The organism is Micromonospora sp. CA-248260, assembly GCF_050942205.1.
Classification (GTDB): Bacteria; Actinomycetota; Actinomycetes; order Mycobacteriales; family Micromonosporaceae; genus Micromonospora; species Micromonospora antibiotica.
The window spans coordinates 5,319,435-5,339,543 of sequence record NZ_CP192021.1 but is presented as its reverse complement, the minus strand read 5'-3'; the positions used below and the strand labels follow the sequence as shown (position 1 = coordinate 5,339,543).

22 protein-coding genes and 1 other RNA gene are annotated in these 20,109 nt (G+C 65.2%); 17 read left to right on the top strand and 6 right to left on the bottom strand.

Going from position 1 to position 20,109, the window contains the following annotated elements:
• Positions 1-7: 7 nt before the first annotated feature.
• Positions 8-769, bottom strand: a complete 762-nt coding sequence (locus ACQP2H_RS22850) for a sulfite exporter TauE/SafE family protein (protein ID WP_357014313.1) — start codon at positions 767-769, stop codon at positions 8-10.
• Between the two features lie 136 nt (positions 770-905).
• On the opposite strand from ACQP2H_RS22850, the gene rnpB reads away from it, so the two are divergent.
• Positions 906-1,324, top strand: an RNA gene (rnpB, locus tag ACQP2H_RS22845) — RNase P RNA component class A.
• A 382-nt stretch (positions 1,325-1,706) separates the two neighbouring features.
• On the opposite strand, the gene ACQP2H_RS22840 is transcribed toward rnpB, so the two are convergent.
• Positions 1,707-2,180 carry a hypothetical protein gene (locus tag ACQP2H_RS22840; protein WP_433228814.1) on the bottom strand — a complete coding sequence of 158 codons (474 nt, stop codon included), beginning with the start codon at positions 2,178-2,180 and terminating at the stop codon, positions 1,707-1,709.
• Between the two features lie 425 nt (positions 2,181-2,605).
• Between ACQP2H_RS22840 and ACQP2H_RS22835 the strand changes: the two genes are divergently transcribed.
• Together ACQP2H_RS22835 and ACQP2H_RS22830 are read left to right on the top strand one after the other, a co-directional pair.
• Positions 2,606-3,931 carry an AAA family ATPase gene (locus ACQP2H_RS22835; RefSeq protein WP_433228812.1) on the top strand — a complete coding sequence of 442 codons (1,326 nt, stop codon included), beginning with the start codon at positions 2,606-2,608 and terminating at the stop codon, positions 3,929-3,931.
• Between the two features lie 2 nt (positions 3,932-3,933).
• Positions 3,934-4,815, top strand: a complete 882-nt coding sequence (locus tag ACQP2H_RS22830; RefSeq protein ID WP_433228810.1) for a hypothetical protein — start codon at positions 3,934-3,936, stop codon at positions 4,813-4,815.
• A 165-nt stretch (positions 4,816-4,980) separates the two neighbouring features.
• On the opposite strand, the gene ACQP2H_RS22825 is transcribed toward ACQP2H_RS22830, so the two are convergent.
• On the bottom strand, positions 4,981-5,358 hold the full coding sequence (locus ACQP2H_RS22825; RefSeq protein WP_433233638.1) for a GntR family transcriptional regulator: 378 nt from the start codon (positions 5,356-5,358) through the stop codon (positions 4,981-4,983).
• Between the two features lie 390 nt (positions 5,359-5,748).
• Here ACQP2H_RS22825 and ACQP2H_RS22820 point away from each other — a divergent pair, with 390 nt between their 5' ends.
• The 5 genes from ACQP2H_RS22820 to ACQP2H_RS22800 all read left to right on the top strand — a co-directional run bounded on the left by ACQP2H_RS22820 (position 5,749) and on the right by ACQP2H_RS22800 (position 9,427).
• Positions 5,749-6,282, top strand: a complete 534-nt coding sequence (locus tag ACQP2H_RS22820; protein ID WP_433228808.1) for a hypothetical protein — start codon at positions 5,749-5,751, stop codon at positions 6,280-6,282.
• Positions 6,283-6,421: 139 nt separating this feature from the next.
• Positions 6,422-6,619, top strand: a complete 198-nt coding sequence (locus ACQP2H_RS22815; RefSeq protein ID WP_433228807.1) for a precorrin-4 C11-methyltransferase — start codon at positions 6,422-6,424, stop codon at positions 6,617-6,619.
• A 149-nt stretch (positions 6,620-6,768) separates the two neighbouring features.
• Positions 6,769-7,590 (top strand): GntR family transcriptional regulator, encoded by an 822-nt coding sequence (locus ACQP2H_RS22810; protein WP_433228805.1) that lies wholly within the window; start codon positions 6,769-6,771, stop codon positions 7,588-7,590.
• Positions 7,578-8,357 carry a glycosyltransferase family 2 protein gene (locus tag ACQP2H_RS22805; RefSeq protein WP_433228803.1) on the top strand — a complete coding sequence of 260 codons (780 nt, stop codon included), beginning with the start codon at positions 7,578-7,580 and terminating at the stop codon, positions 8,355-8,357. Before ACQP2H_RS22810 ends, ACQP2H_RS22805 begins: the two co-directional genes overlap by 13 nt.
• 845 nt (positions 8,358-9,202) lie before the next feature.
• Complete coding sequence (locus tag ACQP2H_RS22800) at positions 9,203-9,427, top strand: hypothetical protein (RefSeq protein WP_433228801.1); 225 nt, start codon at positions 9,203-9,205, stop codon at positions 9,425-9,427.
• Positions 9,428-9,431: 4 nt separating this feature from the next.
• Here ACQP2H_RS22800 and ACQP2H_RS22795 read toward each other — a convergent pair whose 3' ends face one another.
• Positions 9,432-10,523, bottom strand: coding sequence for an IS630 family transposase (locus ACQP2H_RS22795; protein ID WP_433228799.1), 1,092 nt, complete (start codon positions 10,521-10,523; stop codon positions 9,432-9,434).
• 354 nt (positions 10,524-10,877) lie between these two features.
• Between ACQP2H_RS22795 and ACQP2H_RS22790 the strand changes: the two genes are divergently transcribed.
• The 5 genes from ACQP2H_RS22790 to ACQP2H_RS22770 all read left to right on the top strand — a co-directional run bounded on the left by ACQP2H_RS22790 (position 10,878) and on the right by ACQP2H_RS22770 (position 14,186).
• Positions 10,878-11,273, top strand: coding sequence for a transcriptional regulator (locus ACQP2H_RS22790; RefSeq protein WP_364310722.1), 396 nt, complete (start codon positions 10,878-10,880; stop codon positions 11,271-11,273).
• Positions 11,274-11,582: 309 nt separating this feature from the next.
• Positions 11,583-13,172 carry an FtsK/SpoIIIE domain-containing protein gene (locus ACQP2H_RS22785; RefSeq protein WP_433233636.1) on the top strand — a complete coding sequence of 530 codons (1,590 nt, stop codon included), beginning with the start codon at positions 11,583-11,585 and terminating at the stop codon, positions 13,170-13,172.
• Positions 13,169-13,423, top strand: a complete 255-nt coding sequence (locus tag ACQP2H_RS22780) for a hypothetical protein (RefSeq protein ID WP_433228797.1) — start codon at positions 13,169-13,171, stop codon at positions 13,421-13,423. Before ACQP2H_RS22785 ends, ACQP2H_RS22780 begins: the two co-directional genes overlap by 4 nt.
• Positions 13,424-13,428: 5 nt before the next feature.
• Positions 13,429-13,620 (top strand): hypothetical protein, encoded by a 192-nt coding sequence (locus tag ACQP2H_RS22775; RefSeq protein WP_145921118.1) that lies wholly within the window; start codon positions 13,429-13,431, stop codon positions 13,618-13,620.
• Entirely contained in the window at positions 13,617-14,186 is a 570-nt protein-coding gene (locus tag ACQP2H_RS22770) for a DUF2637 domain-containing protein (protein ID WP_433228795.1), read from the top strand. Before ACQP2H_RS22775 ends, ACQP2H_RS22770 begins: the two co-directional genes overlap by 4 nt.
• A 26-nt stretch (positions 14,187-14,212) precedes the next feature.
• On the opposite strand, the gene ACQP2H_RS22765 is transcribed toward ACQP2H_RS22770, so the two are convergent.
• On the bottom strand, positions 14,213-14,566 hold the full coding sequence (locus ACQP2H_RS22765; RefSeq protein WP_208565248.1) for a hypothetical protein: 354 nt from the start codon (positions 14,564-14,566) through the stop codon (positions 14,213-14,215).
• A 95-nt stretch (positions 14,567-14,661) separates the two neighbouring features.
• Between ACQP2H_RS22765 and ACQP2H_RS22760 the strand changes: the two genes are divergently transcribed.
• The 4 genes from ACQP2H_RS22760 to ACQP2H_RS22745 all read left to right on the top strand — a co-directional run bounded on the left by ACQP2H_RS22760 (position 14,662) and on the right by ACQP2H_RS22745 (position 19,144).
• Positions 14,662-16,416, top strand: coding sequence for a replication initiator (locus tag ACQP2H_RS22760; RefSeq protein WP_433228793.1), 1,755 nt, complete (start codon positions 14,662-14,664; stop codon positions 16,414-16,416).
• Positions 16,417-16,418: 2 nt separating this feature from the next.
• Entirely contained in the window at positions 16,419-16,598 is a 180-nt protein-coding gene (locus tag ACQP2H_RS22755) for a helix-turn-helix domain-containing protein (RefSeq protein WP_433233634.1), read from the top strand.
• Complete coding sequence (locus tag ACQP2H_RS22750; protein WP_433228791.1) at positions 16,571-17,803, top strand: tyrosine-type recombinase/integrase; 1,233 nt, start codon at positions 16,571-16,573, stop codon at positions 17,801-17,803. The genes ACQP2H_RS22755 and ACQP2H_RS22750 overlap by 28 nt, the downstream gene beginning before the upstream one ends.
• A gap of 99 nt (positions 17,804-17,902) precedes the next feature.
• Positions 17,903-19,144, top strand: a complete 1,242-nt coding sequence (locus ACQP2H_RS22745; protein WP_433228789.1) for a hypothetical protein — start codon at positions 17,903-17,905, stop codon at positions 19,142-19,144.
• A gap of 230 nt (positions 19,145-19,374) precedes the next feature.
• Here the strand turns inward: ACQP2H_RS22745 and ACQP2H_RS22740 are convergent, their stop codons facing one another.
• Positions 19,375-19,848, bottom strand: a complete 474-nt coding sequence (locus tag ACQP2H_RS22740; RefSeq protein ID WP_363818688.1) for a hypothetical protein — start codon at positions 19,846-19,848, stop codon at positions 19,375-19,377.
• Positions 19,849-20,109 lie beyond the last annotated feature (261 nt).

The following is a 20,109-nucleotide window of genomic DNA, read 5'->3' as shown; positions in this document are numbered from 1 at the left end:
GGGCTGCTCAGCCCAGCGCCCGCCAGAGCAGGTAGAGACCGATCGCCGTACCGAAGCAGACGATCAGCGTCCGGAGCACCACCGGCGGCAACCGGCGGGTCACCCGCGCCCCCACGTACCCGCCGAGCATCGTGGCCGGCGCGACCACCGCGACCGCCGCCCAGTTGACCGGCCCGAACAGGGCGAACACCACAAGCGTGGTCAACCCCACCACGGCCGACAGCAGGTTCTTCACCGCCGACACCCGGGCCAGCGTCGCATCGAGCACCAGGGCCAGGCCGGCCACCAACATCACCCCGAGCGCCGCGCCGAAATAGCCGCCGTACACCGTGCCGACCGCGACCATCGCCTGCACCGTGAGGGTACGGCGGCGCGGGCCCAACTCGGCCGGATGACCGACCAGCCGGCGCAGCGGCCCCTGGAACGCCAACACCGCCGTGGCCCCGAGCACCAGGAACGGCACCACCAGGTCGAACGCCCGCGCCGGGGTGGCCAGTAGGAGCAGACAGCCGACCCCCGTGCCGAGCACCGCCGTCGGCAGCAACGGCCACAGCGTCCGCCGGTGCGGCAGATCCATCCGGCTGCCCGCCACACTCGCCGCATAACCGGGAAAGACCGACACCGAGTTGCTGACGTTCGCCGCCACGGGCGGAATGCCCACCGCGATCATCGCCGGAAAGGTGATCAGGGAACCACCGCCGGCCGCCGCGTTCACCGTGCCCGCGGCGAGACCGGCGATGATCAGCAGTACGGCATCGGAGAGGTCCATGGTGCCCAGAGGCTAGTACGCCCTGATCAGAGCCCCTCCACCGCGTCGACCGCGTACCATTTTCGGGTTTGTTACGGCCCGGCCCGGGGTGAGATGGGCGCGGGACGCCGCGCCGTTAGGATGGGGACGCGACGGACGAGTCGACCGGGCGGTCGCGTCGGCGGGCTGCGGCCCGCCGCCGAGGAACGTCCGGACTCCACAGGGCAGGGTGGTTGTTAACGGCAACCCGGGGCGACCCGCGGGACAGTGCCACAGAAAACAGACCGCCGACCCCACTCGGGGACGGTAAGGGTGAAACGGTGGGGTAAGAGCCCACCAGCACCCCGGGTGACCGGGGTGGCTAGGTAAACCCCACCCGGAGCAAGGCCAAGCAAGGGCCGTCACCGCAAGCTGACGACCCGGCGCAGACGCTTGAGGGCTGCCCGCCCGATGTCTGCGGGTAGGCCGCAGGAGCCTGCCGGCGACGGTAGGCCGAGATGGATGGCCGCCGCCGGTGCGGGCCCCGCAAGGGGTACGCGCCGCGCACAGAATCCGGCGTACAGGTCGACTCGTCCGTCGCCCACCAGCTCAGAGCCTCGATCATGGCTCTGAGCTGGTTCTATGTTCGGGCGTCGATGGTCGTTCTTGGTCATTGTTAGGTGGCATTTGACGGCCCGGTGACGGCCCAGACGGCCCAGAGACGGCCCAGCATTCCTTGACTCCCGGGTCAGTTGGACCGTCTGCGGTGCCTGCTGGGGCTCGGTGGCGGCCTGGTCCTCGTTGACGGCGGACGGCGTGCGGGATGGGGCCGGGTACGTCCTGGCGGTCGAGCTGCTGGCGTGACCCGGTACCCGGTGGCAAGCCAGTCCCGGGGTTGGACTGGCGCGGCAGCCGGAAGCCCCGACCACGCGACCAGGCCGACCCCGCCGGCTTCCGTACCGCCGTGCGTCGGGTGCGGTCAGCGCAGGTAGGCCCGTTCATCGATGCTCTGGTGTGGTTCGGTCAGGAAGACACCGGCGGGCACGGGGCCGTGGGCGATGTTCAGCGTGTCGAGGCGGTAGAGCCAATCTCCGGTGCAGTGGTGGGTGAAGCGGTAGTTGATCTGCCAGCGCAGCCATTGGCCTCGGGGGAGGCGTACGGCTGGCGGGCGGCGGTGTCGGCGGGGCATGCCCCAAGCCGTCGGGATCAGCTCGACGCGGACCTGGTCCTGGGTGTGGCGGAGTTGGACGGCATCGCAGGATGGTGCGTTGTTGTGCAGGGAAATGACTGGTTGGAAGCCGTCGTGCTCGTGCATCGTGACTTCGTGGGTGAGGGGCGCATGGTGCTGCGGCAGCGTGAACGCCGTGGGCAGGGCGTTGCGGCGGGCGGCGTGGTGGCCTCCGCGTGACTGCTTGGTCCAGGAGACGCGGACCCACTGGGCGACGATGTCCACCCGGTGGATGGTTCAGGCTTCCTGGTCACCTTGGCAATCCGATACCGAGCCTCCTGGGGCGGTGTCCCGGCGGCTGTCGGTGGCTCACCGCCCCGGTGCCGTAGGCGTCCGGGGCGGCTTGCCGCCGGCCGGGCTTGCCGCCCCGCACCGCGCGAAGCGCGGTGCCTTGATTCAGAAGAGGGCATTTCGGCAGCACCCATGACGATGGACACCACGACGATGGACGCTGCAGTGATCGCATAGTAAGACTCCCGCACCTTGTCAAGCATGGTGTCCACTCTGATAGACGGTTTCGCACGTGCCTCTCTATGTGCAAATAAGGGGCAGTCAACTGGCAGATTTGACGGATCTGCGACAGAGCGAGCGCTGTCTCAACCGGCTTCCCTTGTGTATAGTCACCCGGAAAACCTAAGGGATGCGATGCTATGCGGCAGATCCGGCAATTTTCGGTTGATGGACTATTTGACAGTGCGCTCGCGCACAAAATTTCTTTCTCGAAAGACGGGCGCGTAACGATCATCTCTGGCTTAAATGGCGTTGGTAAAACTCATGTCCTGAGGCTGATTCACGCCATTCTAAGTTTGAATATCAGCACTTTGTTAAGAATCCCTTATGAGTCTGCCCAGTTAAGGTTTGCGGATGGCCGCTCATTATCTGTACTCCGTCAATCGGTTGAGCGCCGCAACGGTGTTCGTTTGGTATTTGAAGGCATCGGCCCGCGCGGTCGCAAATTGGGTAGGGCCGAATTCGTGATCGACCCGGCTCACGAGTTAGCGCTGGACCGCTTTATGCCTGACGGGGAGGGGAAGTTTTTAGATCGACGAACGGGGCGTGTTGTGTCCGCTGCGTACCTCGACGATTATATTCAGCATGTGCGCCTCAGGCAGCGGCGTGGCGTAATGAATGAGCAGTCGGCATTGTTCGGCGATGACGCTCTCGCAGAGCATTCCTGGATAAATGATTTAATCGAAAATCGTAACCCGATTTTCATTGATACCAAGAGGCTCGACACGCCTCAAGCGAAGGGCGGGTCCGAAGGGGCTCCCGCCTTTCAGTCTCGAATTGACGAATATATTGAGCAAGTCAAGGTGCAAGTGGCAGATGCCAGGCGAGCATCACTAGCTGTCACACAAGAGTCAGATCAAACCTTCGCCAAGAGAGTTCTTACCCGGTCAAAGAAGGTGATTCGAGGGGAAGATCTCAAAAGGCGATATGAAGACATTGCTGAGCGAAGCGCGGAATTGTATAGAAGTGGCCTCTCGCAGACGTTGGTTGATGTGCAGTTCCCGTCAAGCGCTGTCGACGAGACTGAAACCCGAGTCCTTTCAATTTTTATCGACGACTGGCAAAGTAAGCTGGAACCGCTACTACCAGTCAACGATAAGTTGAAGGTTTTGCAGCGGATCGTAAACGATAAGTTCATCGGGAAGAGGCTGAGGCTAGATAAGACGGGTGCGCTAATATTTGTTGCAACAGGTGATGAGTCCGTTATTCCAGTAACGTTGCTCTCGTCGGGCGAACAGCATATTCTTGCCCTTTTTACCATGCTGCTTTTCTCTGCGCAGCCGGGGTCAGTGGTTCTGATAGACGAGCCGGAAATCTCTCTCCACGCTGCATGGAAGCACGCTTTCCTGGATGACATTACTGACGTCGCTAACATTGCCGATCTGCAGATCATCTTAGCGACCCACTCAAGCGGAATAATAAACGGCCGTTGGGACTTAGTTCAAGAGCTCGGATCGCGTAGGTAGAGATGTCTGTATCGATAAGAGATTATGATAGGGTTGCTGATCGGATCAGGCAGCACCGGCAGGCTGATACGCGCCCAGTAGTTGTAGTAGAAGGGCCTACCGATGCGCGCTTCCTTCGAGCGGGATTTGATGACAAGTATGTTGTCTTTCCCTGCGGAACCCGGAGTACGGCTCTAGATGCGACAGCCCAGCTGGTGGCTTGGGGAATCGAGGGCGCTGCCTGTGTGGTGGATCGCGATTTTGACAGCGTTGTAACTGAAAGGGAAGCTGAAGGCTTGCCAGTATTCGCTTATGAAAACGCTGACTTGGAAGCGATGATCTCCCAAACAGATGCATTTCACCTAATGGTGCTTGAAATTGGTAGTGAGAAAAAGATTAAAGATGCTGGTGGCCCGCGGGCTTTGGTAAGAATTGTGCAAGAGATTGTAGTATCTGTTGCAAGGTTGCGTGCCGCGAATTGTAGAAATGGCTGGGGTTTAGCCTTTGATCAGGTAGATCTTTCCAGCAAGGTGTCGCTGAGAAGTCTGTCATTCAACTTGAGTGGATACTGCGCTGCCCTGCGTCAGGCCACCCAGGATTCGCCGCCGCTTGGGACGCTTATCTCGGTTGCCGACGGCACCACTCCTATTCGGCCTGAGCCTTCCTGCCCTCGTCGTTCCTTTCCGTACTATCGCGGACGAGACTTCCTTGCGGCCGCTGGCGTAGGGCTGCGGCATCAGTTCGGCTCCTGCCAAAAGGCTGCGACAGACCCGGAGCATTTGGCTGGCGTACTGAGAGCGATCGCCAGCAAGTCGGTAAGGGACTCAGAGTGGGGTAAAGATTTCGAACGCTTTATCGAAGGATTGCATAAGAATCGGACTGCCCGAATTCCTAGGCCTCGCTAGGTGCGGAAGCTCGAAAGAACCGGATTTGAGGTGGATTCCTTCGCTCATTGAGTCTGCGCTAATTGTGCAAAAATGGGTATGCGCCAGTTGGCGTGGTGGCGCTACATCGAAGTGGCTCAGCGCGGCGCGTTCTAGAGCGATCGGCCATACGAGCTGAGGGTATTCCTATGGCCTTAAGTAGTAGCGTCTGAGCACACTTTCGACTACTCCGTCACGCCACCGAACGCTTTGTTCCTCAATTAAACAGGTTCCGCCAGCAACGTCAAAGATTGCAGCTAGCTCTGGATCAGCTGCAACTTCACGCTGCCGTCCTTCTGACTCTTCGCCCCTCGCTAGATCATTTTTTTCCGGAAGGGGTGCGGCTGATGTTCCTCGGCCGTGTTCGGTGATCACTAGGCCCTCCTCACGCAGCACAGCTATGGCTTGTCGAACCGTGCCACGCGCTGCCCGAAATTCAGCGGTTAACGCTGCTTCGGTCGGTATAAGTGCACCTGGCGTAATGATGCCGGCCTCGATGCGGTGTCTGAGTTCGTCGGCGATCACGCGGTAGCGGGGTTGTCCGTAGTGCGGGGTGGGCACCTGCTCACCGTACCTGGCACTTGTTGTACCAAGTGCCAAGCAAGCGACGTGTTTCGACGTCTAGACAACTCGTCCACTTGTAGATACGTTTCCTGGTGTGCGGCCGGGGTCACGGCTCGTGTCAGGGGTGGTCGCGGTGTCGGCCCTGGCCGCACCTATGCGCGGCGTCCCTGTGGGACCGGTTGCGGTAGCCGCGTAGACAAGTTGGCTCGGCGATACCCGACCCGTCCGGCGTCGGACGGTGCGCCGTGCCTTCATCCGGGCCGGCGGTCGGCCACGACCAAGCTCGTGGTCGGCCGCCGGTTCCTCGTCTACCTGTGGAGGTGCGATGTCTGGCTCTCATCGTCGACGCGGTTGGTTGTCGTCCTGGCGGTCTCGCAGACGTACGCCGATCTCGACCCCCAGTGGCAACACGCCGTCGGCGTCGTCCGGCGGATCGACCGGCCCTGCGCCGTGGTGGTCGGCCGGCGTGACGCGGGAGCTGCCCGTGCTGCGGTACGCGCCGTTGATGACGGTGGCGCAGGCGCACCGGGGCCACGGCGGACGGTGGACACGATGACCCGCCCGAGCAAGCCGACCCCGGTCACGAGTCACCCGGACTGGTGTACGCCGGAGCGGTGCGGTTACCTGGTGCCGCCGGTGATGGCGCACATGGCCCGTCGTCATCGCGGCCACATGCTCCGGGTTGGTGAGAAGCGGGCGAGTGGGCTCGTCGTCACGTACCTGATCAGTGCGGAGGCTCCCGGTGGTCCGCTGGTGTGCGTGCACGCGTCGTGTCGGGCGGGGAACGCGTGGGCGGAGTTGTCGCTGCCGGAAGCGGCCGAGCTGGTGGAGCAGTTGCGGGGGTTGCTGGCGCAGGCCGGCGGGCAGGGGGCCGGCGATGAGTGACGGCTTTCCGATGATGAACCGGCGGGGGCCGGCGTCGCCTCGGCCGGTGGTGTGTCCGCCGTGGTGCCGGGGTTGTGGGCCGAACGATCCAATGCACCGGGGGTACCTGGCCACGATCGGGCGGGAGGGGACCGGGTGGGTGAGTCTGCAACTGCTCATCGACCGGTTCACCCGCCGCGACCCGGCGATCAAGCTCGACGCGACCCACTACGGCACCACGCAAACCGTGCTCCTGACGCTCACCCACGTCGACCGACTCATCGAGGAACTGACCCACGCCCGCCAAGCCATGCAAGCAGCGAACAGGCGGCGCGGGCGGACGGGAGAGACGCGGTGAACACCAACGGCCGGCGGGCCGCTGCCGCCCGTGCGCCTGGTGGGCGTCGTGGGCAGCCCCCGCGAGCAGGGGCGGTGGTGGTGCCGGCGGTGCCGGAGCGGCCGGCTGGGGGGACCACCTGGCAGACGTTGGAACGTCTAGGGGGTACGGTGACCGGTGTGCATGGCCGGGACTGGCGCCCTCGCTACCTGCAACTCGCCGAAGAGTTGCGGGCGAAGATCATGAGCGGGGAGCTTGCCCCCGGGACGCTGATGCCGAGCGAAACCGAGCTGGCCGAGTCGTCCGGGCTGTCCCGCACGAGCGTCCGCAACGCCATCCGGCAGCTCCGGGAATGGGGACTGGTCCGGGCGGAGCAGGGGCGCGGCACCTACGTGCGGGCACCCCGCCAGCGGGTACGCCGCCGCAATACCGAGCGGTACCAGTGGGAGAAGGACCGGGTCCTGCTTGACGAGGACGAACGGTTGAAGACCGGCGCGACCGAGCACGACACCGGCCTGACCGTCGATGACCTCAAGTTCCACGCCGAGTACACCCGCGTAGACGCCGATGATGAGATGGCGGTTGCCCTCCAGGTCGAGCCGGGTGCGCCGCTGCTGCGCCGGGTCTACTGGACGTCGTCGCGGCACGAGAACGCGCCGCTGACCGTGTCGTACTCCTACCTCCCGTATGACCTGGTCGCCGCGAACCCGGACCTGCTCGACGCCGGCAAGGAACCCTGGCCCGGCGGCACGCAACACCAGCTGTACACCCTCGGCGTCGAGCTGGACCGCATCGACGACGAGATCCGGGCGCGTCCGCCGTCGCCGGATGAGGCTGAGCTGTTGGACATCGACCCGGGCGTCTCCGTGCTCACCGTGCGGAAAACCTCGGTCGACACCACCGGCCGGGTGGTCGAGGTGGCTGACGTGGTGATGCCGGGGGACCGGACCGAGCTTGTCTACTCCCACAAACTCCAGCGGTGGCAAACTTGACGCAGCTCGTCTCGGTCATCACCCCGGTCCACGCGCCCAGCATCGAGTACCTGGCTGGCGCGTACGAGTCGCTGGCCAAGCAGGAGATGCCGCCGGGGTGGGATTGGCAATGGCTCGTCCAGGAAGACGGACAGACCGGAGCCCTGGCCGACGTACTGCCCGACGACCCCCGGATCAGCCTCGGCACCGGCCGACCTGGCGGGCCTGGTGTTGCTCGGACCCTTGCGTTGTCTCGGGTTGACGGGGATCTCATCAAGGTTCTTGATGCTGACGACCAGTTGACCCCGGGTGCGCTGGGGCGGGATATCGCCGCGTTCGGCGCGCATCCGCAGATCGGATGGACCACCTCGCGGGTACTCGACCTGCTTCCCGACGGGTCGACCGCCGGATGGGACAAAGACCCGGCCGGGGGCGTCATCGACCGGGGCGCGGTCCTGGCCTTCTGGCAGGCCAACGACTACCGGGCGTCCGTACACCCGGCGACCCTGTGCCTGCGGCGGGATCTCGTCTTCGCCCTCGGCGGCTGGATGGCCCTCCCCGCCTCCGAAGACACCGGCCTGCTCCTGGCCGCCAACGCCGTCACCGCCGGCTACTTCACCCGCGAATACGGCCTGCTCTACCGCAAATGGCCCGGCCAGGTCACCAGCCAAGCCGCACACCGCGAACCCGCCGAATACCAAGCACGCATGAAGATCATCGAAGCCAGAGCCAACGCCCTGACCTCGATGATCCCCAACGGCTTCGGTGGCTGCGGTGCAAAAGCCTAGCTTTGTGTCCCAGCATCCCATACGTATACCTCTGTTTCTCCTTCACCCCGCCGCCAGCGCTGGTCCAACTCTCGCGGCCCGCGTGATGCCCTGAGTCGCACGAAATGACTGTCATTGGACTACTCCATGACCTGCACGTCCATCTATTCGCCGACACGTTGCGCTCCCGCACCGAAATTCAGGTCGACTAGCTCTGGCCATACCAGACAGCAGAGACCTCACCTGTTCGCTCCTGCGATCAATCCGTGACCACAAGATGCAACGCGAGATTTTGTCAAATTTCTGACAATTGCGTTGTCTGGTTGCCCTTAGGTTGCGACTCGCCCACTATCGATGCAAGGCTCAGCAAGCGGCCGGCTACCGATCTTGGCCTGGAATCCAAAGATGGATGCAGGCTGTCGAAGCGTGCCGTGAAGTTGTTAAGAAGGAGGTGATTCGGCTGCGAGAAGTTGTTACCACTATTGTTATGGCACTGGGCACCGCAGCGCTCCAACTTGTAATGAAGGGTCTCAGTCGAACCAATTATGCGGGAAAAAATCACGGCTTGAGTCGAGACGATGCCCTCTTCTGGTCCGATTGGGTGATTGCGGCAGCGCTTGCACTCTCTGGATCTATAGTCGTGTCGGCGAGTCAGGGCAAGCAGATTCCTCAGCTGCAACTCTTCCTATGTTTCGTTGCAATATTCTTCGGCTGCAGCGGCCTCCCCTTTTTCCTGAGGATATTCGCCTACGGGCCTAATGCTGAGATTAAGCCTTGGGGTTGGTGGGGGCTCGGGTGGGTCCTAGTGGCCAATGCCTTTGGAGTGCTCGTTCTCTTGAGCGCCGTTTGGGCAGGGGTGGCGGTTTATGACCGACAATAGGAATGAGTCCGACAATTTTGAAGGTCACTCTCAATCCGAAAAGGTGGCTGCGGCCGCAGGCGCGGCTGCAACTGTTGGCAGTGCAGTCGCTTCTATAGCTGTAGCGGCCGGAGTGGCTGCCTTCCCTGCAATTGGTGTCGCTCTTGCCGCCTCGGCCATTATTACCAAGGTGGTGGCAGAGTATCTTCGCAAGAAGCGGGATGATAGCTAGCCGACTAGTGTCCTGCGCCTGAAATTCGGCTACAAAATCGGGCGAGTGATTCGAGGATCTCCTCGGCGGTCTTGGTCCAGATGAACGGGCGTGGGTGGGTGTTCCAGTCGGCGATCCAGTCTCGGATGTCGGCTTCAAGGGCCTGGACGCTCTTGTGGGCGCCGCGGCGGATCTTCTGGTCGGTGAGGAATCCGAACCAGCGTTCGACCTGGTTGATCCAGGACGATCCGGTCGGTGTGAAGTGCATGTGGAAGCGGGGATGCCGGGCGAGCCAGGCCCGGATCGCCGGGGTCTTGTGCGTGCCGTAGTTGTCGCAGACCAAGTGCACGTCCAGGCCGGCGGGTACCTGCTTGTCGATGGCGATCAGGAACTGTGTGAACTCGGTGGCCCGGTGCTGGCGGTGCAGCTCGCTGATCACGGTGCCGTCAGCGATGTTGAAGGCGGCGAACAGGCTGGTGATGCCGTTGCGGTGGTAGTCGTGCGTGCGTCGTTCGGGCATGCCCGGCATCATCGGCAGGACTGGCTGGGACCGGTCGAGTGCCTGGATCTGGGATTTCTCGTCGACGCACAGCACGACCGCCCGTTCGGGCGGGTGGTGGTAGAGGCCGACGACGTCGACGACCTTCTCGATGAACTGCGGGTCGGTCGACAACTTGAAGGTATCCGCCCGGTGTGGCTTGAGGCCGAAGTCGCGCCAGATCCGGCCGATCGTCGATTTCGATAGTCCGGACTTCTCTGCCATCGACGCTCGTGACCAGTGGGTGGCGTCACGCGGGGTCTGCTCCAAGGTGTCGACCACGACCTGTTCCACCTGGTCAAGAGTGATCGATGGGGGCCGGCCCGGCCGTTGTTCGTCGATCATGCCGTTCAGGCGTTCGGCCAGGAAACGGCGCCGCCACTTGCCCACGGTGGACAGATGCACCGCCAGTTTCGCCGCCACCTCAACGTTGGACAGCCCGTCGGCGCAGGCCAGGACGATCTTCGCCCGCATCGCCAGGACCTGCGACGACTTCGCCCGTCGGGCCCATCGCAGCAACGTCGCCCGTTCCTCGTCCGACAGCGTCAACGGTGCAGTGGGGCGTCCGGTCCTCGGCATCCCACCACGCTACACCTAGTTATAAGGCGAATTTCAGGCGCAGGACACTAGCTAGTGGCCATATTCTCTGATCCATACCCTTGGCCTTGTAAAGGGCTTCGACATCACGCCCTTGCCGCGTCGATAATTTGCCGAAGGTTCCTCGCGTGCGGATCTTTCGGCGGAAAGAGCAGTGGCCACCCCTGAGGGGTGGCCACTTTGTATTCCAGGCTTCGCCCCTGAGGTACGCGCTGCTGGCCTGCCCGAAGGCAGGGGGGTGCGGTGCTCTATCCAAGGTTGTTGACTTGTCTGCCAAGTGGGGTCTACCTTGGAGTCTCAACTTGGCAGACATGCCAACAACCTGGAGGTTGAGCGATGGCTCTGCGTGGCGGTACGAGGTTCGCCGTGCGTTGTGAGGACGTGTTCCCGGCGGGATGCGCCCTGGTCCCCGAGTCCCTGGGTGAGGTCGAGGACTACGACGAGAAGACCGGGCGGCGTAGCCCGGCGAAGGACAAGTTGACCGGTCAGCGGGTGTGGCAGGTGCGGGTGATGGACCTGGACCCGGAGCTTGGCAAGCGGTCCCGGGAGACGACGGTCAAGATCTCCGCCGACTACCAGCCGGTGCCGCCGTCGGGTGCGCCGTTCGAGGCGGTGGAGTTCGAGGGCATGACGGTCACGCCGTACGTGACCAACAACAACCGGATGGCGTACTCGCTGCGGGCGACCGGGATGCGTGCTCCGGCGGGTGTGGCGAAGAAGGCGGCGGCGTAGCCGCTGGTGGTTGGGGGCGGGGCTGTCTGGTCTTGGCGGACGGCAGCCCCGCCCCCTTGGTGTCTCTTTCCCCTGCTCTGTCGAGAGAGGTAGTGACGTGTCCAAGCGTAGGCGTTCGGCTGCCCCGGCTTCGCCTCGGTGCGAGGTGTGTCAGTCCCGGCTCGACCCGGCCACCGGTGCCGATGGTCGGTGTGGCGGCTGTGTGGGTCAGCTCGTTCTTCCGTTTCCTCCGGTCCGGGATGCGTCGGGCCGGTTCGTGTCGCTGCGCGGTGGTGGGCGATGATGCGCCGGCCTCGTGGCGGGGTGGTGATGGTGACCGCCGGGGATCTGCTGGTGGTCCGGCCGAAGCGGTTCGTCCTGCCGATGTGGCTGGTCGTGCTCGGCCTGGTGCTGCGCTGGGCCGCCCGGTTCTGCTGGTGGTGCCTGCGTCACCCGCTCACCGTGGGCCTGGCCGTGGCCGCCGTCGTCCTCTACGTCGAGCACGGTTGGCCGGGCCTGGTGGTGCCGCTGGTGCTGGTGTCGGCGGTGTCGGCGGTGTGGCGGTGGCGTGATGAGGCGTCCTGGTGGCGGTGGTGCGCCGGGCCGCTGCTCGGCCGGTTCCGTCAGGTCATCGTCTACCGGCGGGCCTGGCAGGAGGCCATGACCCTGTGCGGCCTGGCCGCAACGTACGACCACCGGCCAGTCCTGCCCGAGTTACTACGCGTGCGCTCCGATCAGGCCCTGGACGTGCTGACCGTGCGCATGGTCCGGGGGCAGACCCCGGCCGACTTCCAACAGGTCACCGCGAACCTCGCGTACACCTTCGGCCGGCGGCACGCCCGGGTCTACTCCGAGCGGCCCGACACCCCGCCGACCCGTACCGGCTACTGGGCGCTGCCGCTGGGCTGGGTGGATCGGCTGAGGTTCCGGGACCGGCCCACGCTGGTCTATCTGGTGCTCGTCCGTACCGACGCGCTGCGGCCGGTGGTGCCGCCGTTCGACACCCCGGCCGTTCCCGACTTCACGGCGTTGCCGTTGGCGCGGCGGGAGGACCTGGGGACCTGGTCGCTGCACCTGCTCGCCACCCATGTGCTGATCGGTGGGGCCACCCGCTCCGGCAAAGGCTCGGTCCTGTGGTCGCTGGTCCGCTCGCTGGCCGGTGGCATCACGTCGGGCCTGGTGCGGCTGTGGGTGATCGACCCCAAGGGCGGGATGGAGTTCGCCATGGGCCGGCCGCTGTTCGCCCGGTTCGCCTGCAAGTCGTTCGAGGCCATGGCCGATCTCCTCGACGAGGCCGTGACCGTGATGCGGGAACGTCAGACCCGCCTCGCCGGAACCGTGCGGCTGCACACGCCGACCGAGGTCGACCCCCTGGTCGTGGTCGTCATCGACGAAATGGCCGCACTGACCGCGTACCTGCAAGACGTCGACCTCCGCAAGCGCATCGCGTCCTCGCTGGGGTTGCTGCTGTCGCAGGGTGCCGGGGTCGGCGTGCTGGTGGTGGCCGCGTTGCAGGACCCGCGTAAGGAAGTGTTGCCGTTCCGGGACCTGTTCCCGACCCGCATCGCTCTCGGGCTGACCGAGGCGGCTCAGGTTGACCTCGTGTTGGGTGACGGTGCCCGCAACCGGGGCGCCCTCGCAGACCAGATGCCCCGATGGGCCAAGGGCGTGGGGTACGTGATCCTGGACGGCACCCCGGAACCGATGCGGGTCCGGTTCTCCTACGTCAGCGACGACGACATCCGCGACTTGGCCCACCGGTACCCGGCTCCGGCCGACGCGGCGGACATCCTCGCCCAGGTCGGCCGCGAGTCCACCCCGGAACCGGCCCGGCCGGCGCTGCCCCGGCCCCGACGCGGGCCACTGCTGCCCGACGCGCTGCGCACCATCCTCGACGCCGACCAGGGTGAACCCCGATGACCGGCCCGACCGACGGCCGGCGCTTCTACCGGCTGCGGACCCCCGAACCGGTCACCGCCGTGTCCGTGCGCGTCGACCCCGACCGACCCGACCCGTACCCCGTCTACCTGGCGGTCGGGGCGGGCCGGCGGCGGATGTCCCTGACCTCTGATGAGGCGTGGGCGTTATGGCGCTGCCTCTCCGAAGCGGTCGCCACGCTCGGCACCCCTCCCGACTACATCCGCACTGACATCCGACCGGCCCGGAGGTAACCGTCATGACCACCCTTGCCCGCGTCATCAACCGGCTCCGGCGTCCGCTGCGTATCCGGCTCGTCGGCCCGGCCGACCAGACCGCCGCCGCCCTGCACGGCCTTGCGCACATGGTCAACCGCCGCCCCGACATGGCCGACCGGCGCATCCGCATCGACCTCACCATCCGCGAGAAGCCGATGCAGGAGTGGCGATGACCGCACGCACCGAAACCGCCGTACGCCTGGTGATCCTGCTCGCCATCGGCACCATGGCCGGCGCAGCCGCCTTCACCCACGTCCACGACCTGTCCGTCACCCACGGCCAACCGGACTGGATCGGCTGGGCCAACGCCGTTGCGGTCGAGCTGATGGCGATCTACCTCGGCCTGGAACTCCGCGCCCGACGTCGCACGGGTCGGCCCGTCGGCCTGGTCGGCTCGCTCCTGGTCGCGTTCGCGCTGCTGTCCCTCGCCGCCCAGGTCGCGGAAGCCGAACCGTCGGTGTGGGGTTGGACCGTGGCAGCCGTGCCATCGCTGGCGTTCCTCGCCCTGGTCAAGGTCGTCCTGTCCAACGCGCCGGTTACCCCGCCTGCTCTCGAACCGGACCAACCCCCGGGCGACTGGTACGAAGTGCCCGAGCAGGCCACCACTGAACCCGAGCGCCCGGCTGACCCCGTGCCGCCGGCTGTCCCTGCTCCGGCGGCCATCTCTGCCCCGGCGGCCGTGCTGCCTCCACGTGTCGTCCCGTCGAACCGGCCGCACGTCGTCGGGATCATCCGATGACCGCCACCTTCACCGCCGGCCGGCGGCTACCGAAACTCGTGCACGACCTCGATCAACCCGACGATGTGCGCGTTGAACTCGTCCAGTTCCTCGGCCGGAACCCACAGCTCCAGGATGGTCTTCCCGCCGGCCTGCTGGACCGGGTACCGGCGCAGAAACTCCGACTCCACCCGGAAGCGGGTGACGTAACCGACGCCGGACGCGGGCACGTTCCAGTCCCGGGCGATCATCACCGCGTAGTCCTCGTTCAGGACCGGGTAGAAGATCGGCTGATCCGGCAGACGCGGCGGCCACGCCCGCCATCCGGACTCGCGGACGAGATCCAACTCTTCCGGCCCGGTCGGACGCCACAGCACCGTCGTACCGTCATCGCCGCTCATGTCGACCTCGCCACTCGGGTTCCTGGTGAGCCCGGACAGTACCGGCGCACCCGCACCCGGAACCACCGCATTCCGCTCACGGCGGGGGCGAGCCGATGACCGCTCCGACCCTGCCCGGTCTCGAACCCGTCGCCCCGACCCCGGCTGCGCCTCCTCGGCCGGGGTCGCGGGCGGCCCGCATGGCGCTACCCCGCTCGGTCGACGTCCTCAAGGAAGTCGCCGCCGAGTACGGCGTCTGCGTGCGCCCCCTCGCCATGCGCCGCACCGATCTCGACACCGGCCTGACCGAGGTCATCGACCTGCCTTGCGGGGCCACCCGGGAAGACAAGTGCGCCCCGTGCGCGAAGAAGAACCGCCGACTGCGGCAGGCCCAGATCAGGGAGGGCTGGCACCGCGACGACGAGCCTCTGCCGCCGCCGGAACCGGCGACCGAGGAACAGAAGGCGCTGATCCTGCTGCGGGGGCATCTGGAGTTCTCCCGTGACGAGGCATCGCGGGCGTGCCAGTGGGACCAGGTCGAAGACCTCGACGACGCTATCCGCGAGGTGGAAGAGGCGATTGCGGCCGAAGGGCTTCGGGGCCGGGTCGCCCCGCCGCACCAGACCGGCGACGACGACCAGGGCGACGACGACACCGGCCTGCGTCGGAAGCGGTCGACCCGGCGGCGGCAGGATGCGCCCGAGCTGCCGCGCCGAAAGGTCGAGCGGCGCACGGTCGGCAGGACGTACACCGCTGCGGACGGCACCACCTACCGGCCGTCGATGTGGCTGACCCTCACCCTCGACTCCTACGGCCCGGTCCGGCCCGACGGCACCCCCGTCAACCCCGACCGGTACGACTACCGCCGCGCCGCCTGGGACGCCGTGCACTTCCCCCGACTGCTCGATCGGTTCTGGCAGAACCTGCGGCGGTGTGAGGGCTGGAACGTCCAGTACGCCGGCTGCGTCGAGCCGCAACGTCGTCTTGCTCCACACGCGCACTTCGCCATCCGGGGCACCATCCCCCGCGACACCCTCCGCACCGTCGCGGCGGCCACCTATCACCAGGTGTGGTGGCCGGTGGTCGACGTCCAGCAGTACACCGCCGACCGGCCTCCAGTGTGGGACGAGGACGCTTCGGCGTGGGTTGACCCGGACACCCGGTGCCCGTTGACCACCTGGGGTGAAGCGCTTGACGCCATCGACGACGACCCGCACGCGGAACCGGTGCACGTCGTGCGCTTCGGTACCCAGGTCGATGCGCGCGGCGTCATGCCCGGCACCACCGACGCGGAGCGGACCATCCGGTACGTCACGAAGTACATCACCAAACACACGGGCGACGTGCACAAGGCCACCACCGACCGGCAACGCAAACACCTCGACCGGCTCTGGCGGGAACTGCGCGTCACGCCCTGCACCGACCGATGCGCCAACTGGCTGCTCTACGGCGTCCAACCCAAGAAGGCGAACCCGAAGCTCAAGCCGGGCCGCTGTAGGGGCAAGGTCCACCAGCGGGACACCCTCGGCATCGGCGGCCGGCGCATCCTCATCTCGCGGGACTGGTCCGGCAAGACGCTGAGCGATCACAAGCACGATGTCCGGGCCTGGGTGCGGTCGCTGCTCGGTGTCACGGTCGGCCTGGATGGGGTCGACGACCAGGGCGCCACCGTCGAACCGGTCCGGCACGCCTGGGAACTCGCCCGACCCGATGACCCCGACGTACCGGCCATGGCTCACCGGTTGCTGCGGTCGATCAGCGAACGTGCCCGCTGGCGCTCCGAGCTGCTCGCCGCCAAGGACCGAGCCGCGCAGCTCCCCGACAAGGGATCGACGACGGAAGCGGACGGCTCGACGGGGGAGGGGCTGTGACGGTGGTGAACGACGGACTCTGGACGGTACGGGAGGTGGCGGCCTACCTGCGGGTGCCGCAGGAAACGCTGTACCGCTGGCGCAAGGTCAAATACGGTCCGCCGGCGGCCCGGGTCGGCCGACACCTGCGGTACGAACCGGAAATGGTCCGGGCATGGGTACGCGCGCAGGCGGCGGCCTGATGGGGCACGTAGAGGATCGCTGGTACAAGACGGTTCACCACCCGGGCGGGCGACGGGAGCGGGTCAAGACAAACCTGTTCGGCAAAGGGCTGCGCTACCGGGTGCGGTACATCGGGCCGGACGGCAAGGAACGGAAGAAGTCCTACCCCGACCGGGCCAAGCGCGAAGCTGACGCGTTCCTCGTCTCGACCGAGACGGATAAGCTCCGGGGTTCCTACGTCGACCCGGTCGCTGGCCGGATGACCTTCGCCGAGTACGCCGAAACCTGGCTCCGTACCCGCTCCTTCGACGAGTCGACCCGGGAGAGCACGGAGTTCCGGGTACGGAAACACCTGCTCCCGTTCTTCGGCGCGCGGAAGCTGGCCGAGATCAAGCCGGGGCACGTCCGCGAGTGGGACGCCGGGATGGTCGGCAAGCTGGCCCCGGCGACCCGGGCTGTCGTCTTCGCCCACCTCCGCACCATCCTCGGCGCGGCCGTCGACGACGAGCGGATCGCCAAGAATCCGTGTTCGGCAAAGTCGGTCACCCCGCCGCGACCGGTGCAACGTCGGGTGGTGCCGTGGCGATACGAACAGGTTTCGGCAATCCGCGGTGGCCTCGCCCAGCGGTACCGCCCGATGGTCGACCTCGGCGCGGGCTGCGGGCTACGGCAGGGGGAAATCCTGGGGCTCGGTGTCGACGACATCGACCTCGATGCGGGGTGGGTGCACGTCTCGCGTCAGGTCAAGCTCGTCCGCTCCCGGCTCGTCTTCGGACTGCCCAAGAACGACCGTGACCGCCGGGTGCCGCTGCCCGACTCCGTCGCCCAGGTGCTGCGCCAACACCTCGACAACTTCGCCCCGGTGCCGCTCACCCTCCCGTGGGAGAACCCGGCCGATGACGAGCGGGTGACGGTGCCGCTGCTGTTCACCACCACCCGGCGGGGTGCGATCAACCGGCGCACCTTCGACAACAAGAGTTGGCGACCGGCTGTCGTTGCGGCCGGCATCACGCCGACCCGGGCCACCGGCATGCACGCGCTACGCCACTTCTACGCCTCGTCACTTCTCGACGCCGGGGAGAGCATCAAGGCGCTCGCGTCGTACCTCGGCCACGCCGACCCCGGCTTCACCCTCCGCGTCTACACCCACCTGATGCCGGCCAGCGAGGAACGCACCCGCAACGCGATCGACGACCTGTTCAAAATAAGTGACACCCCTCGATAAATCGAGGTGGGGGCCGCGAGCCTGCTGCGATCGGCGATGCTGGCGCAGTGCCAAGAAATTCTACTTGGACCTCAGGCCTCGGTTGGGCATAATTTAGTTATGCCTCGTGTCTATTTCGTGGAAACGTCTGACGGCGTGTTTATCCAAGCGACTGATGCGCCTTCGCCTATAGCTGAAGAGGGTATCTACACTCAGTTGGTTGAGGAGCGGGTTAGGGAAGCTGCGTCCGCCTTTGCCGTTCCTGATTTTGTCTTCGACCCGCTTAAGGTTTCAAAAGGTGGTGCTGTCAGGGAAGTTACCGATGCATTGATTATCGCTAGTGATCTCGCGTTGAGCGTGCAAGTTAAAGCTCGCGATCCCTTGGCGGCTTCTGGTGATGCAGATAAGGAGGGGCGATGGATTAAGAAGCATGCGGCGAAGGGGGTGCGTCAGGCGGAAGGAAGCTTGAGAGCCATGATCAAGACGGGTGGAGGGAGGTTTGTGAACCGCCTTGGTCGTGAAGTAGATATCAGCTTCGATCGCCTAATTGTATGCAATGTCGTGGTGATTGATCATCCTGACCCACCGAAAGTGCTTCTTGAGGTGCCTGAGGCAAAGAACCCTACGCTAATACTGTTGCGGTACGAGTGGGAATTCTTGATTGCTCAGTTGCGTTCTGTGCACGGGCTTCATCGGTATGTCCATGGAGTTGCATTGCTGCCGGCGGTGCCGCTTGGTGATGAGCTAGCTCGCTTTAATGAGCAGGTCATCGTGGCTGGCGGGCTGTGGAGTAGTGGCAGCGCCAATCCTGACACTCAAGTCCCTCTCGTTGATCCGACCTTGCCGCTTATCCGGATGGGGGAATCGCTGCCGACGTGTGAAGAATTCTGGCGCAACCTTTATCTTTCGCTGTCTGAGTGTAGATTCAAGCCGGAGCATGAGTGGGTGCGGCTAGAAACAATGGCGCGATTTGATCGCCTGCCCTTTTCGATGCGTGAAGAGATTGCAAATCACCTTACCTCTCGACTTCGGGGCACTGGCTCGCAGCTTGACTTTTTCGTCGTGCAGGAGGGTTCTAGTCACACGCAGTTCGTATTCGGTGTTACTGAGGTTCACCCCTCTGAAAGTGCTCCGCGGTTCGAGGCGCTGACGCATTTGCAACACGGTATGCAGCCCCTAGCAGAGAGTGGGGGCGTCCGGGAGACCATCGGCATCATGTTCTATGGGGTGCCTCAACGGGAGCCTGCATTCACCATTACGGTAGTTCCGCTTGCCGGTCCATCCAATTTAACTCCGACTCAGGCGGCTGAGCTGGCCAGATTCTGTGGTGTAGGGCAGGCTACGCCCCTCTGGCCTAAATAGGTCATCTGCACTCGTTGGACTCTCTCGTGCACTTGGACTGTGACGCCCTGGCGACGCCCTGAGCGGGCTTCAGCCGAACAGAACGCCTGGTCAGGGCATGAATCACCTTCGTAATCCGGCGTACAGGTCGACTCGTCCGTCGCCCACCAGCTCACAGCCGTGATCAAGGCTCTGAGCTGGCCATTCTGAGCGACCCCGCCGGCTTCCGTGCCGCCGTGCGTCGGCTGCGGTCAGCGTAGGTAGGCCCGTTCGTCGATGCTCTGGTGTGGTTCTGTCAGGAAGACGTCGATGGGTACGGGGCCGTGGGCGATGTTCAGTGTGTCCGAGCGGTAGAGCCAGTTCCCGGTGCAGTGGTGGGTGAAGCGGTAGTTGATCTGCCAGCGCAGCCATTGGCCTCGGGGGAGGCGTACGGCTGGCGGGCGGCGGTGTCGGCGGGGCATGCCCCAAGCCGTCGGGATCAGCGCGATGCGGACCTGGTCGTCGGTGTGGCGGAGTTGGACGGCGTCGCAGGAAGGTGTGCCGTTGTGAAGGGAAATCACTGGTTGGAACTCGTCGTGCTCGTGCATCGTGATTTCGTGGGTGAGGGGCGCATGGTGCTGCGGCAGCGTGAACGCCGAGGGTAGGGCGTTGCGGCGGGCGGCGTGGTGGCCTCCGCGTGACTGCTTGGTCCAGGAGACGCGGACCCACTGGGCGACGATGTCCACCCGGTGGATGGTTCAGGCTTCCTGGTCGCCCGGCAATCCGATACCGAACCTCATGGGGCGGTGGCTGCGACGGGCAGATCGTCCTTCCGTTCCTCTGGTCCGGGGTGCGTCGGGCCGGTTCGGGGCGCTCCGGGGTGCCAATTCGTCGGGCGGCCTCGCGGTGAGGTGCTGCTGACGTCGGCCGTGCCGGATTTCTGCTGGTTCCGGCGGGTATTCGTCTACCGGTGGTGGCGTGCGGCTAAGAAGGGCTCACCGCAGGCG